Source organism: Sciscionella sediminilitoris, assembly GCF_000737195.2.
GTDB lineage: Bacteria > Actinomycetota > Actinomycetes > Mycobacteriales > Pseudonocardiaceae > Sciscionella > Sciscionella sediminilitoris.
Genome location: NZ_JALM01000036.1, coordinates 267,974 through 285,094, shown reverse-complemented (window position 1 = coordinate 285,094; position 17,121 = coordinate 267,974). Strand labels below are relative to the sequence as shown.

The window sequence follows — 17,121 nt, the reverse complement described above, 5'->3', positions numbered from 1 at the left end:
ATGCCCGAGCCCGGTACCACGGCGGTCCTCGTCCTGCTCCCGGAGGCCGATCCACTGCTCGCACTGGCCGATCCGGGCATGACGCGGCCGGGTATTCCGGCGCACATCGCCCTTTCGTACCCGTTCCTGCCACGGGATCAGGTCACCGCTGCCGTCACCGAGCGGATCGGCGCGCTGCTCGCGGGCACCGGTCCGTGCGAGGTGGTGCTCGAGGAGATCAGCACGGCACCGGGATTCGTCGCGGTGGACGTGCCTTCCCTGCAGCCGCTCGCCGACCGGTTGCGGCGCGCGTGGCCGGAACTGGTGCCCTACGGCGGCCGGTTCGGTTCCGCTCCCCGCACCCATCTGACGGTGGGCATGGGCGGCACGGACCACGAGGCGGCGTTGCTCACCGATCGGCTCCGCGAACGGCTGCCGGTGCGGGGCACGGTGCGCGAGGCGGTACTCGTCACGCTCGGCGGTGCGGGCTGGGAAACCCTGCACACGATTCCGCTGTGCTGAGCCGGTTCAGGACGCGGAATCCGGTTCGGCCGTGCTGCGTTCGAGGATGGCGCGCAGGTTCTCCCCGGTGATGGTGAAGTGCTCGCGCGCGATCCGGGCGGCCCGTTCGGCCTCCCCGGCGAGCACCGCTTCGGCGAGGGCGCGGTGCTCGGCAAGCGAGCGTTCGGTGAGGTTTCCGCTGTAGGGCTCGATGGGGAAACCCGCGGTGATCTCCTGCAGCAGCTGCCTGCTGTACACGGCGAGCGGCTCGTTGTGCGCGGCCCTGGCGATCGCCTCGTGCAGTCCCGCGCTCGTGCTGCGCACCTCGGCGGGCTCGCTCGCGGACTCGTAGGCCGCGAGCGCCGTCCGGATGTCGGTGGCCTCGTCCGCGCCACAGCGTTCGGCCGCGGTCCTGGCGATCAGCGATTCGATGAGACAACGGGTGTCCTGCAGGGTGTGCACCCGCTCCCATTTGGGCATCAGGGTGCGCCGCACCGCATCGGCGGATTCCGCGCGCCATCCGGTGCGCACGTAGTGGCCACCGGAACGGCCGCGCACCACCTCGAGGCAGCCGATCTCGCGCAGCCTGCCGACGGCGATGCGCACGGTCGGCCTGCTCACCCCGAGCTGTTCGGCGAGCTCACGTTCCGGAGGCAGCCGCTCACCGACGCTGAACTCGCCGAGCGCGATCGCGGTGAGCAACCGGTCGGCCACCTCATCGGCCGCGCTCGGTACCCGGACCGGCTCCAGACCGGCATGTCCGGCCCGCCGCTGGCCCTGCCCCATGCTCGCCCTCCTGCCTCTGCTTCCCGTTCAGCATGCCAGGTCGACCCGCCGAACCATTTTAAGGTCTTGTCTATTTACCTTTTATCGCTCAGGATGGGCCGGGCACAAGAACCACGGGAAGAGGTGACCATGGCGACGGACGCGCAGGCGGCGCGCGGAGCACCGGCATCCGGTGAACTCGCGGATTTCGGGTACACCCAGCAGCTCAAGCGCAGCCTCGGGCTCAAGGACCTGCTCGTCTACGGGCTGGTGTTCATGGCCCCGACCGCGCCGTTCGCGATCTTCGGCCCGGTGTTCAACGTCTCGCACGGCATGGTCCCGCTGGTGTACCTGATCGGCGTGGTGGCGATGATCTTCACCGCGATCAGCTACCGGGAGATGTCCCGGGCCTTCCCGATCGCGGGTTCGGTGTACGCCTACGCCGGGCGCGGGCTCTCCGCACCGGCCGGTTTCCTCGCCGGCTGGGCCATCCTGCTCGACTATCTGCTCATCCCCACCCTGCTCTACGTGACCGGGGCCGCGGCGATGTCCGCGATCGTACCCGCGATCCCGGAACCCGCCTGGGTGGTGTTCTTCGTCGTGGTGAACACGGTGATCAACATGCTGGGCATCGAGACGACGGCACGGGCGAACCGGATCATGCTCGCGGCCCTGCTGCTGGTGCTCGCCGCATTCCTGGTGCTCGCGGTCATCGCGATCGTGCAGGGCGTCAACGGGGCGCACTGGAGCACCGATCCGATCTTCAACCCGGCGACCTTCCACCCGGACATGATCTTCGGCGCGGTCTCGGTTGCCGCATTGTCCTTCCTCGGTTTCGACGCCATTTCCACGCTGGCCGAGGAAACCAAGGGCGGACCCAAGGTGGTCGGCAGGGCGACCGTGCTTTCCCTGCTGATCGTGGCGGGCATGTTCATCGTGCAGACCTATCTGGCCGCGTTGTTGTTGCCGGGCAAGACATCCTTTGTCGGCACGGAAGCGATCAACGACGCGTTCTACGGGGTCGCGCATCTGGTCGGCGGCGGCACGTTCAAGGCGATCGCCGCGCTCACCGTCGCCCTTTCCGCCGCGCTCGCGGATTCGCTCGTGGCCCAGGCCGCCACCTCCCGGCTGCTGTTCGCCATGTCCAGGGACGGGCAGCTGCCCCGGTTCCTGTCCCATGTGCACCCGAAACGGCGCGTGCCGCAGCGCGCGGTGCTGCTGGTCGGCGGATTGTCCGTGGTGCTCGGGATCGTGTTCGTCGGCCAGGTGGAGACCCTGTCCAGCCTGGTGAACTTCGGCGCCCTGGCCTCGTTCCTGCTGCTGCACGTCACGGTGTTCGGTTACTACATCGTCAAGCGCCGCAAGCGCAGCTACGGCATGCACCTGGTGATCCCGCTGATCGGGTTCGTGATCATCGGTTATGTGCTGTGGAACGCGGATCTGCACGCGAAGATCGGCGGACTGGTGTGGCTCGCGATCGGCTGCGTGATCCTGCTGGTGCGCAAGTTCACCGGCCGTTCGATCAGTCTGGCGCAGCCGTCATGAGCGAACTCGGGGACACCGCATCGGTGTGGTGCGGGCGGCCCGGTCACGCACCGGTTTTCGCCCACCGGGCCGAGATCGCACACTACGCGGCGAGCCTGATGAAGCTTCCGCTGCTGGCCGCCGCGTATCGAGCCGGTGCGCTGGATCTCACCGAACGGGTACCGGTGCACGCGGAGTTCGCCTCGGCGCACAGCGGCCGGTTCTCCCTCGACCGCGCGGACGACAATGACGAGCAACCCTGGGAACTGCTCGGTGACACGGCAACGCTCGGCTGGCTGTGCGAGCGGATGATCGTGGCCAGCAGCAACCTGGCCACCAACCTGGTGCTGGAACGGATCGGAATCCCCGCCGTGGCAAGGGAATGCCCGCCCGGGATGCGGGTGCGGCGGGGGATCGGCGATGCGACAGCCTCGGCCGCCGGGATCAGCAACACCGTCACGGCGGCCTCGGTCGCCACCTTGCTCGCGCGCTTCGCCGCGGACCGGGAACTGCTCGCCGTACTCGACGCCGCGCAGTACCGCGACTGCATCCCGGCCGCCCTTCCACCAGGAACCAAGGTGGGCAACAAAAGCGGCTGGGTGGACCGGTTGCTGCACGACGCCGCGATCATCCGCCCCGCCGATGCCCCGCCGTACGTGCTCGTGATCTGCACCAGCGGACTCGAGGAGGGCACCGCACTCGAACTGATCCACGAAGTGACCGCGACAACCTGGTCACTGCGCGCCGAGGAGCCGCATGCCGATCACTGAACTGCGCACCCACCGGGTCCGGATCCCGCTGCGCGAACCGTTCGTCACCGCGGTACGCCGGACCGAGGCGGTCGAGGCGGTGCTGGTCGAACTGCGCGATGAGCAGGGCAACCGCGGCTGGGGCGAGGGCACCGAGACCTGGCGGGTCACCGGGGAGAGCGGGGCGGGGATCACCGCGGCGCTCGAGGGACCGCTGCGCGAAACCGTGCTCGGCAGGGATCCCGCGGACACCGAGGAACTGTGCCGGGACATCGAACGCGCGATCGTGGCCAACACTTCCGCGAAATCCGCGCTCGACTGCGCGGTGCACGACCTGGCCGCGGCCCGCAGCGCGGTGCCACTCGTCCGGTTCCTCGGCGCGGTTCCGCGCACGATGCCGACCGATGTCACCCTCGCCGTCGGCGCCCCGGCCGCGATGGCGGAAACGGCGAAAACCCGCGCCGGAGAAGGGTTCGGCACACTCAAGATCAAGGTCGGCGACCGGGGCGAGGACGAACTGGACCGGCTGCGCCGTATTCGCGCGGCGGCGGGCCCCGGGGTGCGACTGCGGCTGGACGCCAATCAGGGCTGGACGGCCAAACAGGCGATCCGGCTGATCCGGCGTTTCGAGGACGCCGGACTGGATGTGGAACTGGTCGAGCAGCCGGTCCCCGCGGGCGATCTCGACGGGCTCGCCCGGGTCACCGCGGCCGTGGACACACCGATCCTCGCCGACGAATCCGTGTGTGTGCCCGCCGATCTGCTCGAGCTCATCCGGCGCGGAGCCGCCGATATGGTCAACATCAAGCTGGCCAAATGCGGCGGACTGCGCCCGGCCCGCGCGCTCGCCGCGATGGCCGAAGCCGCAGGCCTCGGCGTGCTTTTCGGTTCCATGATGGAAACCCATGTCGGCATCGGGGCCACCGCGGCACTCGCCGCGGCCACCCCCGGCGCCGATCCGGTGCCCGATCTGGACGCCGCCTGGTGGCTGTGCCACTCCCCCGTGCTCGGCGGGATCGGTTACCAGGGCAGCGAGATCACCATCCCGGACGCACCGGGTTCCGGGATCGAGCAGGTGCGCTAAACCGTGCCTTCGATGATCGCGGCGAGCGTGGTTCCGGCGCGCAGCAGCGCGCGAGCCCGCGCGCCGATCGCCGCGATCCGTTCGTCGAGCGCGGCAAGGGAGGGCTCGGTGTCCCGCAGCCCGCGAATAGCCGCGAGTGCGCGCTGTACATCGGGGATGCGGTACCCGGCAGCGCGCAGTGCCGCGGTGATGCGGGCCTCGTGAATCGCGGCGAGCGGGTAACTCCGAACCGAACCCGCCGCACTGGCGATCCGTTCGGGGTGCACGAGACCGGCGGTTTCCCAGAACCGGAGCGTGGAGGCCCGCACCCCGAGCGCACCGGCCAGTTCGCGGATGGTCATCGCATCTTTTTCAGTGGGCGCATCCGCCTCGGTGGCCGCCGCCTCCGTCACCGCTTCGGCGTGGATGGCCTGGAGGGCGTTCCGTGCGGCAAGGGTCTGTTCGCGTTCCTCGTTGAGTCGTGCGTGCAGCGAACACACCAGGGCGGCCGCCTCGTCCGATGGCAGTGCACGGATCTCGCGCATCGTGGCGCGGGCCACCACCGGCCCCATCGCCGCCGCCAGGTCCCGGTAGGCGTGCAGATCGCGCACGTGCACCGGGAAGAACCGCCGATACCCGTTGTCCGCGCGCTCCGCTGCCGGAAGGACACCGATCGCCTCCAGGTCCCGGATCTGCTGGGCCGAGTACCCGGTGGCGGCGGAGACGGCGGCCGTGCTCAGCGCTCGGTTCACGAACCCTCCATAAGCACTTCAACCTCATACTTGAACCATGAGTATGGAACAGATCCTGGAAACCGCACGCGGGCTCGACGGCGTTCTCGAGCTGGCGCCCACCGAAGGCAGCGCATTCCCCGAGATCGCCTGGGGTGACCGGTTCTTCTACTACGCCCCGGACGGACAGGTGCCGCAGCGCGAACAGCCCTATGCCACCGTGGTCACCAAGGACTACCCCGGTGACGCTCTCTCCGGTCTCGACCAGTCCGGTCGGCAGCGGCTGAACATCCACGTGGGCACGACGGCGTTCATCGAGCTCATCGGCGAGGAACCGCGGACCGAGGGCGCCGAGGCCGACTTCTCGGCCGTGGACACGGTCCTCCCGCATCCGCTCTATCGCAGGCAGGGCTGGATCGCGATCGTCGATCCGGGTGAGCACACGACCGCGCTGGCGTGCCGCCTCATCCGGCAGGCACACGAGGACGCCGCGCGGCGGGCGAACTCCTAACCGAAGAGGGTGCGCCACTCCTCCAGTGAACGCGGCCGGTAGACGAAGTTGGTGTCGCGCACCGTGGACAACGGCGCGGACGGCTCGGCGGAGTACTGGTGGCCCGGATAGACGACCGGGTCACCGGGAAGATCCGCGAGCGCGCGCAGGCTGTGGTACATCTCCTCGGCATCCCCGCCGGGGAAATCGGTGCGCCCGCAGCCTTCGAGGAACAGGGTGTCCCCGGCGATGATCCGGTCCTCGAGCAGGAAACACTGGCTGCCCGGGGTGTGCCCAGGGGTGTGCAGCAACCGGATCGGGATCTCCCCGACGGTCACCACATCGTCGTGATCGTGGGTGACCAGATCGCTGCTGGACAGCCCGGTCACGGTCTGCACCCAGTCCCGCTCGGCCTGCTGCACGTGCACCGGGGCCGGACGGCTGGCCATCAGCTCGGCGAGCCCGGCCAGGGTGAACCCCATCATCGATCCGCCGACGTGGTCCGGGTGGTGATGGGTGGCCAATACCCCGGTCAGCCGCATGTCGTCGGCGTCGAGCACGGCCAGCAGATCCTCGACCGCGTAGGCCGGATCGATCAGCACCGCCTCGCGCGTGACTCGGTCACCGATCACATAGGCGAAGTTGAGCATCTGGGTCGCGATCGGGTCACCAGAGGCGAAGTCCCGGCCGGAGAGCAGCTGACGGAAATACAAGCGCTCGGACACGCCCCGACCCTACCGCCGCGCTCCCCGGGATGGGCAACTCCCGGGCGGGTAGCCTGCGCACCGTGCTCCCGGTCGAACCCGCCACCGCCGAGGACGTCGCCGCACTGCACGGGCTGCGCCGCCGGCTCGAGGATTGGCTGCACGACAGGGGAATCCGGCAGTGGCCACGCGGCGAGGTCCCGCCCGAGCGGATCGCCGCGCAGCTCACCCGCGGGGAATGGCACGTGCTGCGCGGTGCCACCGGAGTGATCGCGGCCCTGCGGTTGCTGTGGTCGGATCCGGATTTCTGGGGCGCCGACGAGACTCCCGCGGTCTATGTACACGGGCTGATGGTCGACCGCATGCACGCCGGGCGCGGTCTCGGGGCATCCCTCGTGGACTGGGCGGCCGATACCGGCCGGGCCCGCGGCGCCGCGTTCTGCCGGCTGGACTGCGCGGAGAGCAACGGCGCGCTGCGGGAGTTTTACCGGCGGCTCGGGTTCCGCGAGGTCGGCAGGCGCGCGTTCGCACACCTGCACGACGTCACGCTGTTCGAGAAGCCGCTCAGTGCAGCGTCTGGATCGCGTCCTTGCTGAACGGGATCAGTTCCCGTTCGCGCCCCTCGAGGACCTTCTGCCCCCATTCCGGATCGGCGAGCAGCGCCCGCCCGACGGCGACCAGGTCGAACTCATCGCGCTCGAACCGCTCCAGCAGCCGTTCGATGCTCTCCACTCCGGCGACCGCTCCGCTGAAGGTGTCCATACCGAAGACCTTGTCCAGCCCGACCGAACCGACCGTGATGACGGGTTTGCCGGTCAGTTTCTTGGTCCAGCCCGCCACGTTCAGCTGCGCGTCGTGCTCCGGGAACTCCGGTTCCCAGTAGCGGCGCCCGGAGGCGTGGAACGCGTCCACCCCGGCCTCCGCGATCGGGGTCAGCAGCGCGGAAAGCTCTTCCGGATCGGCGCCGAGCTTCGCGTCGTAGTTGTCCGCCTTCCACTGCGAATAGCGGAGTACCACGGGGAAATCGGCGGCGACCCGCTCCCGGACGGCGGCCACGATATCGGCGGCGAACTTCGCCCGCGAGTTCCCGTACTCATCGCTGCGGCGGTTCGTGCGCTCCCAGAGGAACTGGTCGATCAGGTAACCGTGCGCACCGTGCAGTTCGATGCCATCGAAGCCGATGCGCTCCGCCTGCGCCGCGGCCTCGGCGAACGCCTCGATGATGCGGTCCACCTCCACGACGGACAGCGGTGTGCCCGCGCCTTCGGTACCGTCCAGGGCGATCCCGGACGGACCGACCGAGGGCGCCTCCGGGAACGGCGGTTTGCCCGCGGCTCGCTGAATGCCGACGTGCCAGAGCTGCGGCATGATCTTGCCGCCCTCCGCGTGCACCGCTTCGACCACGCGCTGCCAGCCGGCCAGCTGCTGCTCGCCGTGGAACCGCGGCACGCTTTCCACATCCCCGGCGGAGGGGTGATCGATGTAGGTGCCCTCGGTGATGATCAGGCCGGTACCCGCGGCGGCGCGCCGCGAGTAGTACCCGGCGACATCCTCACCGGGCACGCCACCCGGAGAGAAAGCCCTGGTCATCGGGGCCATGACGATCCGGTTCGGCAATTCGGCCGAGCCGAGGGTGAACGGGCGGGCGAGGGCCGCGGCCGCGCGTGTCGACATAGTGACTGCTCCTGGGGTTCGCGCTGAGACTTCGTCGTAAAACTGCTCCTGTCAAAGATACATATCTGCGGCGAAAGTGCAACTGTGTCGAGTACCATTTAGGGTGTACTGCCCGAAGCCGGGTAGGATTGGCCGAACGAAGACGGAGGGTGGTGAACCGAGGTGCTGGACATCCGGTTTTCCAGTGCCCTCAAGGCGATGCTGTTCCTCGCGGTCGCCGCCGAGGACGAACCGTCGACCCTGAGCTCCACCTATCTCGCCACGGGCCTGGGCACCAACCCGAGCCTGATCCGCAAGCTGCTGGTGCCGCTGCTGCACGCCGGGCTCGTGGAGTCGGTGAAGGGCCGCGGGGGCGGAACCAAGCTGGCCCGGCCCGCCGAGGAGATCACCCTGGCCGAGATCTACCGCTGTTCGGTCGGCGACAAACCGGTGTGGGCCTGCCGCCCGGACGGCGAGGTCGCCTCCTGCGAGGTGACCGCGAACGCGGCGGAGTACTTCACCCGGCTCATGACCGAGACCGAGCAGGCCATGCTCGACGTGCTCGAACGCCGCACGCTCGCGGACAGTGTGACGGAACTGCGCCAGCTCGGCCGGGAGACCGTCTGCTCAGGCGAGCACTGAGCAGAGCCGGGAGAGAATCCGGTACGACTCGAGCCGGTCCTCGTGGTCGTAGACCGGTGTGGTGATCATCAGCTCCCGCACGCCGGTCCGGTCGCGTAGTTCGCGCAACCGCGCGGCGACGGTCCCCAGTGCACCGGCGATCGGGGTGGGCCGGGTCCGGAGCAGGGCGAGCTCGTCCTCGGTGTACGGATAGGCCGCCGCCTCCTCCGGTGGCGGCAACAGGATCGATTTCCCCTTGACGCGGCACAGGGTTTTCAGTCGCGCGGATCCGGCGAGCCATTCGGCACGGGCATCGGTTTCGGCGGCGATGACGGACACACTGAGCAGGCTCGTGGTTCCGGAGTAAGCGGTGAGGGATTCCTCGGCGGCACTCGGGTCGATGTGGTGCGCGAAGGCATAGGGCAACCCGATTTCGCTTGCCACGGCGGCACTTCGCGGGCTCGAACCGAGAATCCAGATCCCGGGTTCGTTACCCCGCGCGGGAACGGCGACGGTCCTGCGCCCGTCCTCGTCCCGGAAGAACCCCAGCAGCTGCCGGATCTGTTCGGTGAACGCGTCCGGGACCGGCCGCAGTTCCTCGAGCGCGTATGCGGGCGAACCGCTCGCCCTGCCGAGGCCGAGATCGATCCGGCCGGGATGCAGCGCTTCGAGGGTGCCGAACTGTTCGGCGACGATCAGCGGGGCATGCTGCGGGAGCAGGACCCCGCCAGCGCCGACCCGGATGCGGTTCGTGCGCGCGGCGATGGCGGCGGTCAGCACCTGCGGCGCGGCACTCGCGACTCCCCGCATGCTGTGGTGCTCGGGAACCCAGTAACGGTGGTAGCCGAGCTCGTCCGCGAGGGTGGCCAGCTCGAGCGTGTTCCGCAGTGCACGCCGGGCCGTGGAGCCCTCCGCGATCGGCGAGGTGTCCAGCACCGAGCAGCGATTCTCGACCATGATGCCGCCAAGATACCCGGGTACCGACAGCGGAAACAGTTCAGTGTTGGATGTACTATTGCCTCCATGCTGACCTGTGAGACCCGTGGGGCGGCGCTGGCCCGGCTCGGTCGCGCCCTTGCCGACCCGACTCGCTGCCGGATCCTGGTGGCCCTGCTCGACGGGGTGAACTATCCGGGCCAGCTCGCCGAACAGCTCGGCCTGACCAGGTCGAACGTGTCGAACCACCTCGCCTGCCTGCGCGGTTGCGGGCTGGTGCTCGCCACCTATGAGGGCCGCCAGGTGCGGTACGCGCTCGCCGATGCGCACCTGAGCCGCGCGCTCGGTGAGCTCGCGCAGATGGTGCTCGCCGTGGACCCCGAACAGCCCTGCCTGGACGAGTCTCGATGACCGAGGCCGTGCCGTGCTGCGCGGCCCGGCGAACGCAGCTGGCCCGGCGGGTGCGGTGGCTGGTCGCCGCGACGATCACCTACAACATCCTCGAGGCGGTCATCGCGATCTCGGCCGGGGCCGGTGCGGATTCCACCGCGCTGCTCGGATTCGGCCTCGACTCGGTGATCGAGGTGGCCTCCGCGGCAGCCGTCGCCTGGCAGTTCTCCGGGCGTGATCCCCAGGCGCGGGAGCGCACCGCGCTGAAGGTCATCGCCGTCTCGTTTTTCGCCCTTGCCGCGTACATCACCGTCGATTCGGTTCGTGCCCTCACTGGTTCCGGGCATGCCGGGGAATCCCTGACCGGGATCGCGCTCGCCGCGGTCTCGATTGCCGTGATGCCCGCGCTTTCCTACGCGCAGCGCCGCGCGGGCCGCGAACTCGGCTCGCACAGCGCGGTCGCGGACTCCAAACAAACCCTGCTGTGCACCTATCTTTCCGTGGTGCTGCTCGCCGGGCTGCTGCTGAACGCGCTGCTCGGTTGGTGGTGGGCGGATCCGGCGGTGGGCCTGGTGATCGCCGTGCTCGCGGTGCGCGAGGGCCGCGAGGCGTGGCGGGGCCGGCATTGCTGCTGACCCCGCCATCGCTCAGCGCAGGGTGACCGCCAGTTCGTAGACCGGGTCGGCCTCCCCTACCGTTTGCGGGTCACACAGGAAGGTCTGCCGCGGGGCCCAGTCGGATTCCGCGCCGTTGTCCACGAGCCACTGGTGCAGGGACTCGAATCCGAGGGTTCCGCGCATATCCGATTTCGGCACCCGCACATAGATTTCCCGTGCCGCGGGTTCGGTGGTGCGGTTCATCTCGGGGAACCGCTGCGCGATTTCCCCGGCCCCGTCCTCGGTGACCGGGCCGCAGAACTCGACGGGCGCCTCGCTCTGCGGCCCGATTTCCCCGTGATAGCGCAGAAACGGGCGGCCCGCGGCGCCCTCCGGATGCGGCACATCGGGACCGGAGAACCTGGCCAGCAGTGGCCCGAGGAATTCCCCGATCTGGTCCGAGGTCAGTTGTTCGATACTGGTGAACAGGGTGCGCGCGGGCAGTTCGCGGCTGAGTACTTCGTACATTTCGGGACTCTTTCCGTCGAATCGATCGACGAGGAAGTCGACAACGGCCCGCTTGGCCGCCATGGTCCGCTCTTGCTCGCGCCAGAATTCCTCCAGCGCCCGCGCCGCGGATTCCGGTGCCATGCTGAGCAGTTCGCGGATTCTGGCCAGTGGCATGTCCACCTGGCGCAGCAGCCCGACCTGGCGCGCCGTGTCCAGCTGTGCCGTGGAATACCACCGGTAGCCCGTCTCCGGGTCCACGCGGGCGGGCGGAAGCAACGCCAGCTCGTCGTAGATCCGCAGCGCCTTCGGCGAAAGATGGGCCAGCTTGGCGAATGCGCCGATCGTCAGCAGCTCCATGCTCTCCTCCCTCGTCCCAGGCGGGATTGCCTGGTACACGCCACTGTGTGCCCGTCCCCAGGGTCAAGGTCAAGGCCGAGACTACCCCGCGATTCCGGCCAGGATGTCCGCCGCGCGCAGGCTCACCACCCCGATCCCGTCCAGGTCTCCGGCCAGCCAGCGGGAAAGCCCATCGCTGACCGCGACCGTGCGCAGATCCCGTTCGGTTGCGTCGATCAGCGTGGCCCGGGGACAGTTCGGGTAATTGCATCCGGCGACGGTCACCGTGTCGATCCCGAGCGCGGTGAGCTGGTCGAGCAGGGCGGTGCCGTGGAAGGCGCTCCACCGGGGTTTGTACAGCAGCCATTCCCGTGGGCCGAGCCGCTGGGGTTCCCCGCCGAGCAGCAGTTCCGGTTCGAGGATGGCATCCACCGTCGCGGGTTGCGAACCGGGCGAGTGCGGGGTGACAAGTTGCTCCCCGGCGCGCAGCTGCGCGCGGCGGCAGCGCTCGGCATTGCTGCCGTCCGGCAGGTACAGCCGGATCACGTGCACGATCGGCAGCCCGGCCGCGCGGTAGGCGGCGACCAGTTCGCGCACCGTTCCCAGGATGTCGGCGGTACCGGGCACCGCGTGGGCCCCGGTGCAGAATTCTCGTTGCATATCGATGGTGAGCAGCGCGCTGCTGGACCAGTTCGGTGCGATGTCCTCGTGCATGCCCGGCAGGTTATGGCGCGCGGCGCCGCCGGTCTTGTACGTGCTTGCGGGCGAACGTGCCCGGTGTGGCCCCGAAGGTCCGGCGGAAATGCCGATGCAGGTGCGCCTGGTCGTAGAACCCGCTCTCCACCGCGGCCCTGGCCACCGGCTGCCCGGCGGAAAGCACCTGCTGGGCCCGTTGCAGGCGCAGTTGCAGCAGATAGCCGTGCGGGGTCACCCCGGTTTCCCTGCGGAACGCCCGCAGCAACCGGAACCGCTCCAGCCCGGTGACCGCGGCCAGTTCGTCGAGCGAGGGGGTGCGCCGCAGATCCGCGTGCAGGTGGCGGATCACGTCGTCCACCACGGCCGGTGGCGCGACCGGTGGGGACCAGCGCCGCGCGTGCCGGGCGAGGATGGCCGACACCACGGTGTACAGCTGCTCCGCTGTTGCGGTGCCCGGTGCGCGCCGGTGCACGGTGGCCAGCAGCGCGGCCAGTTCCGGATCGTGCGGGACCGGGTCCGGGAACATCGGCCGCTCGCCGCCGAGCTCGGCCAGCAGTTCCGGCGCGAGGTAGCAGACCCGGTAGTCCCAGCCCGCCGCATCCGCGGGGCCACCGGTGTGCAGTTCCGCGGCGTCCAGCAACAGCAGACTGCCCGCGGGCGCATGGTGGGTGGCACCGCGATAGCGCACCGCTTCCACCCCGCGCACCACCGCGGCGACGGCGTACTCCGGATGCGCATGCGGCTGAAACCGGTGCGTCCGGAAGGATGCGGTCACCAACCGCACCCCATCCGGCCCGTACCGGTGCCGCACCCGGTTCCCGCTGTCGGTCACACCCCGAGGATAGGTCACGCGACCCGGTATTCGGGTGGGTTGAATGCGGGTTTGCCGTGCTGGATGCGGACTTGCCATTCGGTGTGGTGGATCAGGGTGTGGTGGTGGGCGCAGAGCAGCACCATGTTGTCTTCGACGGTGAGTCCGCCGTTGGCGTGATGCTGAATGTGATGGGCCTGCGTTAGGACGGGTGGTTTGTCGCAGTCTTCGGCGGAGTTTGGGTGGTGCGGTGCGATCCCGACAACCCATGTCGAGCACTTCACCCTCTGATCCGAGCACGGTGGGGATGATTCCCGCGTCGCAAGCGATGCGCCTGAGCTGCTGGGCCGGGATGGTGGTGCCGTCCATGGTGGTGGCCTGGCCGATACCGTCGCGCAGGCTCTGTTCGGTCATGGTGACCATGATGGTGAACGGTTCGCCCCCGTTTTCGGGAAGATTCTCCGGATTCGCTGCCAGTTGAACGATCTCGGCGAACGCATCGGCATCCCGTTCACACCGCGTAGTTTCAACCCCGTTTCCTGATCCAGGTGCCCTTCGATACGCCAATCATCATGACGCTGCCGCAACCAGATCTCCCGGCACGGCCGCACCGGCTCGCGATCATCCGGCACCTGCCCATCCGGATCCAGACGGGCATGCAGCTCCCTAATCGGACGACTCAACCCACGCGGCCCGGTTTCACTGGCCACCGTGGCCAAACAGTTCTCCGCGATCGGCCAGGATTCTCCGGTCAACACATCCGCGGGCAGTTCGGCAGCGAACTTGCGGATCCGATCCACATGCTCGGCACCAACCTCACCACGCACATACGCTTCCGCGGTATTCGGCAGATCCGGCGGCAACGGTTCACCGCTGATCCCCAGCGAACCAAACAATGCCCGCGCACGCTCCGCGATCCGCCGCGCCTCGGCCAAACCAACCCGTGCCACATCCTCGACCATCCGCGCAGGCGAACCCCGATACCCGAACTCCACCGCAGCACCGCGTTCGTCAAGCAGCGCAACAAGTTCCAGCATCTCCGCCTCCGCGCACCGCACCACCACGGCCTGCTCGCTGAGCCGATCAAGCAACTCCCGATTCGACAACATCGCCGAACACTCCCCAGCGTTCATGACATCTATAATACCGCAGTACGCCACGATCTCCCAGGGACAGCACCAGGAATCGCCTCAACGGAGTAATCCAGGGAGCGTCAGGGTTATCGGGACAGAGCCGACGCTGATCAGCACGAGCCTGGTGATCAAGAGACTCGGGGACGGCAGTTCCCCTATCGCATACGGCCGGCATGGTGATGGCCGTGGCACCACACTCTGTTCACCTGCCGTGCGTACGAACCGCAGCGACAGCTCATGGGACTGCGGTCGAGGCAGCAGCAGAACAAGTCATATCCGCCATCGATGCTGGGCTATGTCCTCGGCATGGCGTCTCACTCGGTGTGCGACGAGGGCGGCAGGATCGTGGTGTGGGCTCGGACGGTGGATGCTCCGGTTGCGTGTCCTGGCTGTGGGGCCGATTCCGGGCGTATGCATGGCCATCACTGGCGTTGCGTGACCGATCTGCCGCTCGACGGGCAGCCGGTCACCGTCCGGGTGCAGGCCCGTCGCCTCTTGCGCCCGACGACGGTTTGCCGGCGTACGTTTCGGGAACAGGTTTCCGCTGCCCGACGGGATCGCTGAGCTGGCACCGTTCCTGCGCGGGCCCGTCGAAGGAATCAACCACGAAAATTGAACTGATCAAAAGGCAAAGGTGCGGGTATGCCGGATACCGGATCCTAGGCAACCGGATTCTCCTCGGATAACCAATCCCGCCACCGGAACCGAGCCAGAACCGAACCCGTCACGGACCCGTGCGCTTGAGAGAATCGCTAGGCGGCAGCCGGTCTCATGCCGAGGTGGTCCATGACGAAGGCGAGTATCTCCGCGTGGTGTTCGATGGCCTGCGCTCGCGTCGCCGGCAGATGTCCGTAGTCCTTCCTGACCCGTAGCAGTGGCTTGTTGGCGGCGCTGGCCGCGCGCAGCCGAGCAGTGAAGACGCGGCCGTGGAATGGCTCGCAGGCGAAGTCGTGCTCCCCGAAAATCTGCAGCACTGCTGGGTGCCGAATACCGATGCGAACGTTGTGGTACGGGGAGAAGGCGGCGAGGCGATGGGAGTCCTCGGGGTCGGTGACGTCTCCGTAGTCCTCCAGGAAAGCCCCGCGCGCCTCCGTGGCCGCCGGGTTGTCGGGGCTCTGGAACTCCAGCATGTCCAGCAGCGGGACATCGGCGACCACCGCGCCCCAGAGATCCGGGCGCCGGACGAGCGCGACACCGGCGAGCATGCCGCCGTTGCTCTTGCCGTAGAAGGCCAGCTGTCCTGGTTTGCTGACGCCGGTCGCGATCAGTTCGCCGGCGACGGCGAACAGGTCGTCGAAGGTGTTCTGCTTGTTGGCCAGTCGTCCGGCTTCGTACCACTGCCTGCCGTATTCGGCACCACCGCGAAGGTTCGCCTGCACGTACACGCCGCCTGCCGCGAGGAACGGTCCGACATTTCCGAGATAGTGGGGCATCAGCGCCTGGTTGAAACCTCCGTAGGCTTCGATGAAGGTCGGCAGTGGCTTGGTGCGATCGAGACCGGCCCGGTGGGCGAGAAAGTACGGTATCCGGGTGCCATCCCGGCTGGTGGCGAATGCGCGCTCGACGGTCAGGTCCGGAAATGCCTTGCTGGTCTCGCTCAGTGCGACGATCTCGTTCGTCTCGGGCAGATAGCGATAGTCCACGGATGCCTGTCGGAAGGTCTCGTGGGTGAACGTCAGCTCGGTGGAGCGCTCGAAGCGGCGGGCGGCCATCGCGGTGGGCGAGGAACCGGAACCGGGCAGCGGGATAGACGCCTTTGCCTTGCCGGTTGCGGCGACCACCCGGAACTCGACCGCGATGTCCCGTATCTCGCAGACGACCAGGTCCTCGCCGAGCTTGCGGACGCACCGCAGGACCGCTTCGGACTCCGGTACCAGTTCGCGCCAGGTGTGTTCCTGGGTGGAAGTGGCGACGGGGATCGCGACCACTCTGCCGCGTGGCGCATTGGCGGTGACCACCGCGACGTAGGTGTCGTCGTCGTACCACACACCGTGGCACTCACCCGGGTAGTCCGCGGGGAGGAAAGGGCGCCACTGGCCGGTGGTGCGGTCCAGGATGCGGCAGGCGATCTGCTCGTGCTGTCCGGCGAGGGCGATGACGTGAGCGCCGTCCGGGGACACCTGCGCGGTCAGGGTGAAGGTGTTGTGCGGGAGCTGGGTGCGGGGGAACACGGTGTCGGCCTCGTCGGGGACACCAGGGTCCACCGGGACGAAGCGCATCCGGTACTCCCCGGTATCCGTCCGGTCGGCCGTGTAGAAAGCGGTACCGTCCGGCAGCCATCCGGGGGTCGCGCCGGCGGCGACATGTCGTGGCGCCTCGATGGGCAACACGCTGCCGTCTTCGGTGCTGACGACGTGCAGCGTGCCGATCGTCTGTCCCAGCGGGTAGGCGGCGAACACGACGCGTGATCCGTCGGTAGTCGGTTCGTACCAGAGCAACTGCGCATCCTGGCCGAACGCGGGGTCGCGCGGGTCGACGATGAGCGTGCGGGGCCCGTCCGCGGCCTCCGAGATCCACAGGCCCAGCGTCGGATCATCGGCGGCGACCGCGGCGAGATGGAACCAGAACCGGCCCATGCGGCGCGGCGTCGTGGTTCCCCAGATCTCCGCGTTCGACGGCTGGTCCGCGATGGTCCGATCGAGTTGGTCGCGGATCTCGCCGAAATGCGTCCAGCCGTGAATCGCGGCCGTGGTGGCGGCATTCTCCTGTTCTTGCCAGGCGAGTGTCTCGGGTGTGTTCTCCCGTAGCCAGCGGTTCTCATCGGTGAACGTCACCGCCCCGATCGTCACGATCTGCTCGCCCGTCTTTCCGTACGCCGGTTCAGTCGTCACCCGTACTCCTCGGCTGTTCGGCGGCCAGGAACGCGCTCCTCGCCAATGGTGCCGTTCAGCCTAGGATTCGTCGACGCTTCTCGGTCGTAGACAAGCGTTGCG

Annotated in this window: 20 protein-coding genes and 1 pseudogene; 10 read left to right on the top strand and 11 right to left on the bottom strand. The window is 68.5% G+C overall.

What is annotated here, in order from left to right; genetic code table 11:
• Complete coding sequence (locus AD72_RS17800) at positions 1-501, top strand: 2'-5' RNA ligase family protein (protein WP_037346203.1); 501 nt, start codon at positions 1-3, stop codon at positions 499-501.
• Between the two features lie 6 nt (positions 502-507).
• Here AD72_RS17800 and AD72_RS17795 read toward each other — a convergent pair whose 3' ends face one another.
• Positions 508-1,266: a FadR/GntR family transcriptional regulator gene (locus AD72_RS17795; protein ID WP_037346200.1), complete on the bottom strand. Its 759-nt coding sequence runs from the start codon at positions 1,264-1,266 to the stop codon at positions 508-510.
• A gap of 93 nt (positions 1,267-1,359) precedes the next feature.
• On the opposite strand from AD72_RS17795, the gene AD72_RS17790 reads away from it, so the two are divergent.
• From AD72_RS17790 to AD72_RS17780, 3 genes are read left to right on the top strand one after another with little or no spacing between them, the layout of a single operon-like run.
• On the top strand, positions 1,360-2,790 hold the full coding sequence (locus AD72_RS17790) for an APC family permease (RefSeq protein WP_231644877.1): 1,431 nt from the start codon (positions 1,360-1,362) through the stop codon (positions 2,788-2,790).
• Complete coding sequence (locus tag AD72_RS17785) at positions 2,787-3,539, top strand: serine hydrolase (protein ID WP_031467653.1); 753 nt, start codon at positions 2,787-2,789, stop codon at positions 3,537-3,539. Before AD72_RS17790 ends, AD72_RS17785 begins: the two co-directional genes overlap by 4 nt.
• Positions 3,526-4,602 (top strand): dipeptide epimerase, encoded by a 1,077-nt coding sequence (locus AD72_RS17780; RefSeq protein WP_031467652.1) that lies wholly within the window; start codon positions 3,526-3,528, stop codon positions 4,600-4,602. The genes AD72_RS17785 and AD72_RS17780 overlap by 14 nt, the downstream gene beginning before the upstream one ends.
• Here AD72_RS17780 and AD72_RS17775 read toward each other — a convergent pair.
• Complete coding sequence (locus tag AD72_RS17775; protein WP_051898727.1) at positions 4,599-5,333, bottom strand: MerR family transcriptional regulator; 735 nt, start codon at positions 5,331-5,333, stop codon at positions 4,599-4,601. The genes AD72_RS17780 and AD72_RS17775 overlap by 4 nt on opposite strands.
• A 37-nt stretch (positions 5,334-5,370) precedes the next feature.
• Between AD72_RS17775 and AD72_RS17770 the strand changes: the two genes are divergently transcribed.
• Complete coding sequence (locus tag AD72_RS17770) at positions 5,371-5,823, top strand: DUF6194 family protein (protein ID WP_037346195.1); 453 nt, start codon at positions 5,371-5,373, stop codon at positions 5,821-5,823.
• Here the strand turns inward: AD72_RS17770 and AD72_RS17765 are convergent.
• Entirely contained in the window at positions 5,820-6,527 is a 708-nt protein-coding gene (locus AD72_RS17765) for an MBL fold metallo-hydrolase (RefSeq protein WP_031467649.1), read from the bottom strand. The two genes, AD72_RS17770 and AD72_RS17765, sit on opposite strands and share 4 nt — an antisense overlap.
• Positions 6,528-6,556: 29 nt before the next feature.
• On the opposite strand from AD72_RS17765, the gene AD72_RS17760 reads away from it, so the two are divergent.
• A complete protein-coding gene (locus AD72_RS17760) occupies positions 6,557-7,102 on the top strand; it encodes a GNAT family N-acetyltransferase (protein WP_051898726.1) in 546 nt (181 codons plus the stop codon).
• Here AD72_RS17760 and AD72_RS17755 read toward each other — a convergent pair.
• A complete protein-coding gene (locus tag AD72_RS17755; RefSeq protein WP_031467647.1) occupies positions 7,071-8,180 on the bottom strand; it encodes an NADH:flavin oxidoreductase in 1,110 nt (369 codons plus the stop codon). The genes AD72_RS17760 and AD72_RS17755 overlap by 32 nt on opposite strands.
• Before the next feature lie 162 nt (positions 8,181-8,342).
• On the opposite strand from AD72_RS17755, the gene AD72_RS17750 reads away from it, so the two are divergent.
• Entirely contained in the window at positions 8,343-8,801 is a 459-nt protein-coding gene (locus AD72_RS17750) for an RrF2 family transcriptional regulator (RefSeq protein WP_031467646.1), read from the top strand.
• Here the strand turns inward: AD72_RS17750 and AD72_RS17745 are convergent.
• Positions 8,787-9,737: an LLM class flavin-dependent oxidoreductase gene (locus tag AD72_RS17745; protein WP_031467645.1), complete on the bottom strand. Its 951-nt coding sequence runs from the start codon at positions 9,735-9,737 to the stop codon at positions 8,787-8,789. The two genes, AD72_RS17750 and AD72_RS17745, sit on opposite strands and share 15 nt — an antisense overlap.
• Positions 9,738-9,803: 66 nt before the next feature.
• On the opposite strand from AD72_RS17745, the gene cmtR reads away from it, so the two are divergent.
• Together cmtR and AD72_RS17735 are read left to right on the top strand one after the other, a co-directional pair.
• Positions 9,804-10,127, top strand: coding sequence for a Cd(II)/Pb(II)-sensing metalloregulatory transcriptional regulator CmtR (cmtR, locus tag AD72_RS17740; protein WP_031467644.1), 324 nt, complete (start codon positions 9,804-9,806; stop codon positions 10,125-10,127).
• Positions 10,124-10,741, top strand: a complete 618-nt coding sequence (locus AD72_RS17735; RefSeq protein WP_031467643.1) for a cation efflux transmembrane domain-containing protein — start codon at positions 10,124-10,126, stop codon at positions 10,739-10,741. Before cmtR ends, AD72_RS17735 begins: the two co-directional genes overlap by 4 nt.
• Before the next feature lie 12 nt (positions 10,742-10,753).
• On the opposite strand, the gene AD72_RS17730 is transcribed toward AD72_RS17735, so the two are convergent.
• The 5 genes and pseudogenes from AD72_RS17730 to AD72_RS35715 all read right to left on the bottom strand — a co-directional run.
• Complete coding sequence (locus tag AD72_RS17730; RefSeq protein WP_031467642.1) at positions 10,754-11,569, bottom strand: MerR family transcriptional regulator; 816 nt, start codon at positions 11,567-11,569, stop codon at positions 10,754-10,756.
• An 81-nt stretch (positions 11,570-11,650) separates the two neighbouring features.
• Positions 11,651-12,262, bottom strand: coding sequence for a cysteine hydrolase family protein (locus AD72_RS17725; RefSeq protein WP_031467641.1), 612 nt, complete (start codon positions 12,260-12,262; stop codon positions 11,651-11,653).
• A gap of 10 nt (positions 12,263-12,272) precedes the next feature.
• The gene (locus tag AD72_RS17720) at positions 12,273-13,076 is read right to left on the bottom strand and encodes an AraC family transcriptional regulator (RefSeq protein ID WP_031467640.1); all 804 of its coding nucleotides are present in this window, start codon (positions 13,074-13,076) and stop codon (positions 12,273-12,275) included.
• A 14-nt stretch (positions 13,077-13,090) separates the two neighbouring features.
• Positions 13,091-13,339 carry an HNH endonuclease signature motif containing protein gene (locus AD72_RS38115; RefSeq protein WP_343123724.1) on the bottom strand — a complete coding sequence of 83 codons (249 nt, stop codon included), beginning with the start codon at positions 13,337-13,339 and terminating at the stop codon, positions 13,091-13,093.
• A pseudogene (locus AD72_RS35715) lies at positions 13,335-14,092 on the bottom strand (DUF222 domain-containing protein); the annotation flags it as partial. The pseudogene AD72_RS35715 and the gene AD72_RS38115, both read right to left, overlap by 5 nt.
• A 333-nt stretch (positions 14,093-14,425) precedes the next feature.
• On the opposite strand from AD72_RS35715, the gene AD72_RS35710 reads away from it, so the two are divergent.
• Positions 14,426-14,752 carry a transposase family protein gene (locus tag AD72_RS35710; protein WP_082469003.1) on the top strand — a complete coding sequence of 109 codons (327 nt, stop codon included), beginning with the start codon at positions 14,426-14,428 and terminating at the stop codon, positions 14,750-14,752.
• Between the two features lie 188 nt (positions 14,753-14,940).
• Here AD72_RS35710 and AD72_RS17710 read toward each other — a convergent pair whose 3' ends face one another.
• Positions 14,941-17,019, bottom strand: coding sequence for a prolyl oligopeptidase family serine peptidase (locus AD72_RS17710; protein ID WP_031467638.1), 2,079 nt, complete (start codon positions 17,017-17,019; stop codon positions 14,941-14,943).
• Positions 17,020-17,121: the final 102 nt, after the last annotated feature.

Excerpts from the sequence above, each read along its gene's own strand:
- AD72_RS17800 (WP_037346203.1), top strand. The coding sequence starts at position 1 with ATGCCCGAGCCCGGTACCACGGCGGTCCTCGTCCTGCTCCCGGAGGCC.
- AD72_RS17795 (WP_037346200.1), bottom strand. The coding sequence starts at position 1,266 with ATGGGGCAGGGCCAGCGGCGGGCCGGACATGCCGGTCTGGAGCCGGTC.
- AD72_RS17790 (WP_231644877.1), top strand. The coding sequence starts at position 1,360 with ATGGGCCGGGCACAAGAACCACGGGAAGAGGTGACCATGGCGACGGAC.
- AD72_RS17785 (WP_031467653.1), top strand. The coding sequence starts at position 2,787 with ATGAGCGAACTCGGGGACACCGCATCGGTGTGGTGCGGGCGGCCCGGT.
- AD72_RS17780 (WP_031467652.1), top strand. The coding sequence starts at position 3,526 with ATGCCGATCACTGAACTGCGCACCCACCGGGTCCGGATCCCGCTGCGC.
- AD72_RS17770 (WP_037346195.1), top strand. The coding sequence starts at position 5,371 with ATGAGTATGGAACAGATCCTGGAAACCGCACGCGGGCTCGACGGCGTT.
- AD72_RS17760 (WP_051898726.1), top strand. The coding sequence starts at position 6,557 with ATGGGCAACTCCCGGGCGGGTAGCCTGCGCACCGTGCTCCCGGTCGAA.
- AD72_RS17755 (WP_031467647.1), bottom strand. The coding sequence starts at position 8,180 with ATGTCGACACGCGCGGCCGCGGCCCTCGCCCGCCCGTTCACCCTCGGC.
- AD72_RS17745 (WP_031467645.1), bottom strand. The coding sequence starts at position 9,737 with ATGGTCGAGAATCGCTGCTCGGTGCTGGACACCTCGCCGATCGCGGAG.
- cmtR (WP_031467644.1), top strand. The coding sequence starts at position 9,804 with ATGCTGACCTGTGAGACCCGTGGGGCGGCGCTGGCCCGGCTCGGTCGC.
- AD72_RS17735 (WP_031467643.1), top strand. The coding sequence starts at position 10,124 with ATGACCGAGGCCGTGCCGTGCTGCGCGGCCCGGCGAACGCAGCTGGCC.
- AD72_RS17730 (WP_031467642.1), bottom strand. The coding sequence starts at position 11,569 with ATGGAGCTGCTGACGATCGGCGCATTCGCCAAGCTGGCCCATCTTTCG.
- AD72_RS17725 (WP_031467641.1), bottom strand. The coding sequence starts at position 12,262 with ATGCACGAGGACATCGCACCGAACTGGTCCAGCAGCGCGCTGCTCACC.
- AD72_RS35710 (WP_082469003.1), top strand. The coding sequence starts at position 14,426 with ATGGGACTGCGGTCGAGGCAGCAGCAGAACAAGTCATATCCGCCATCG.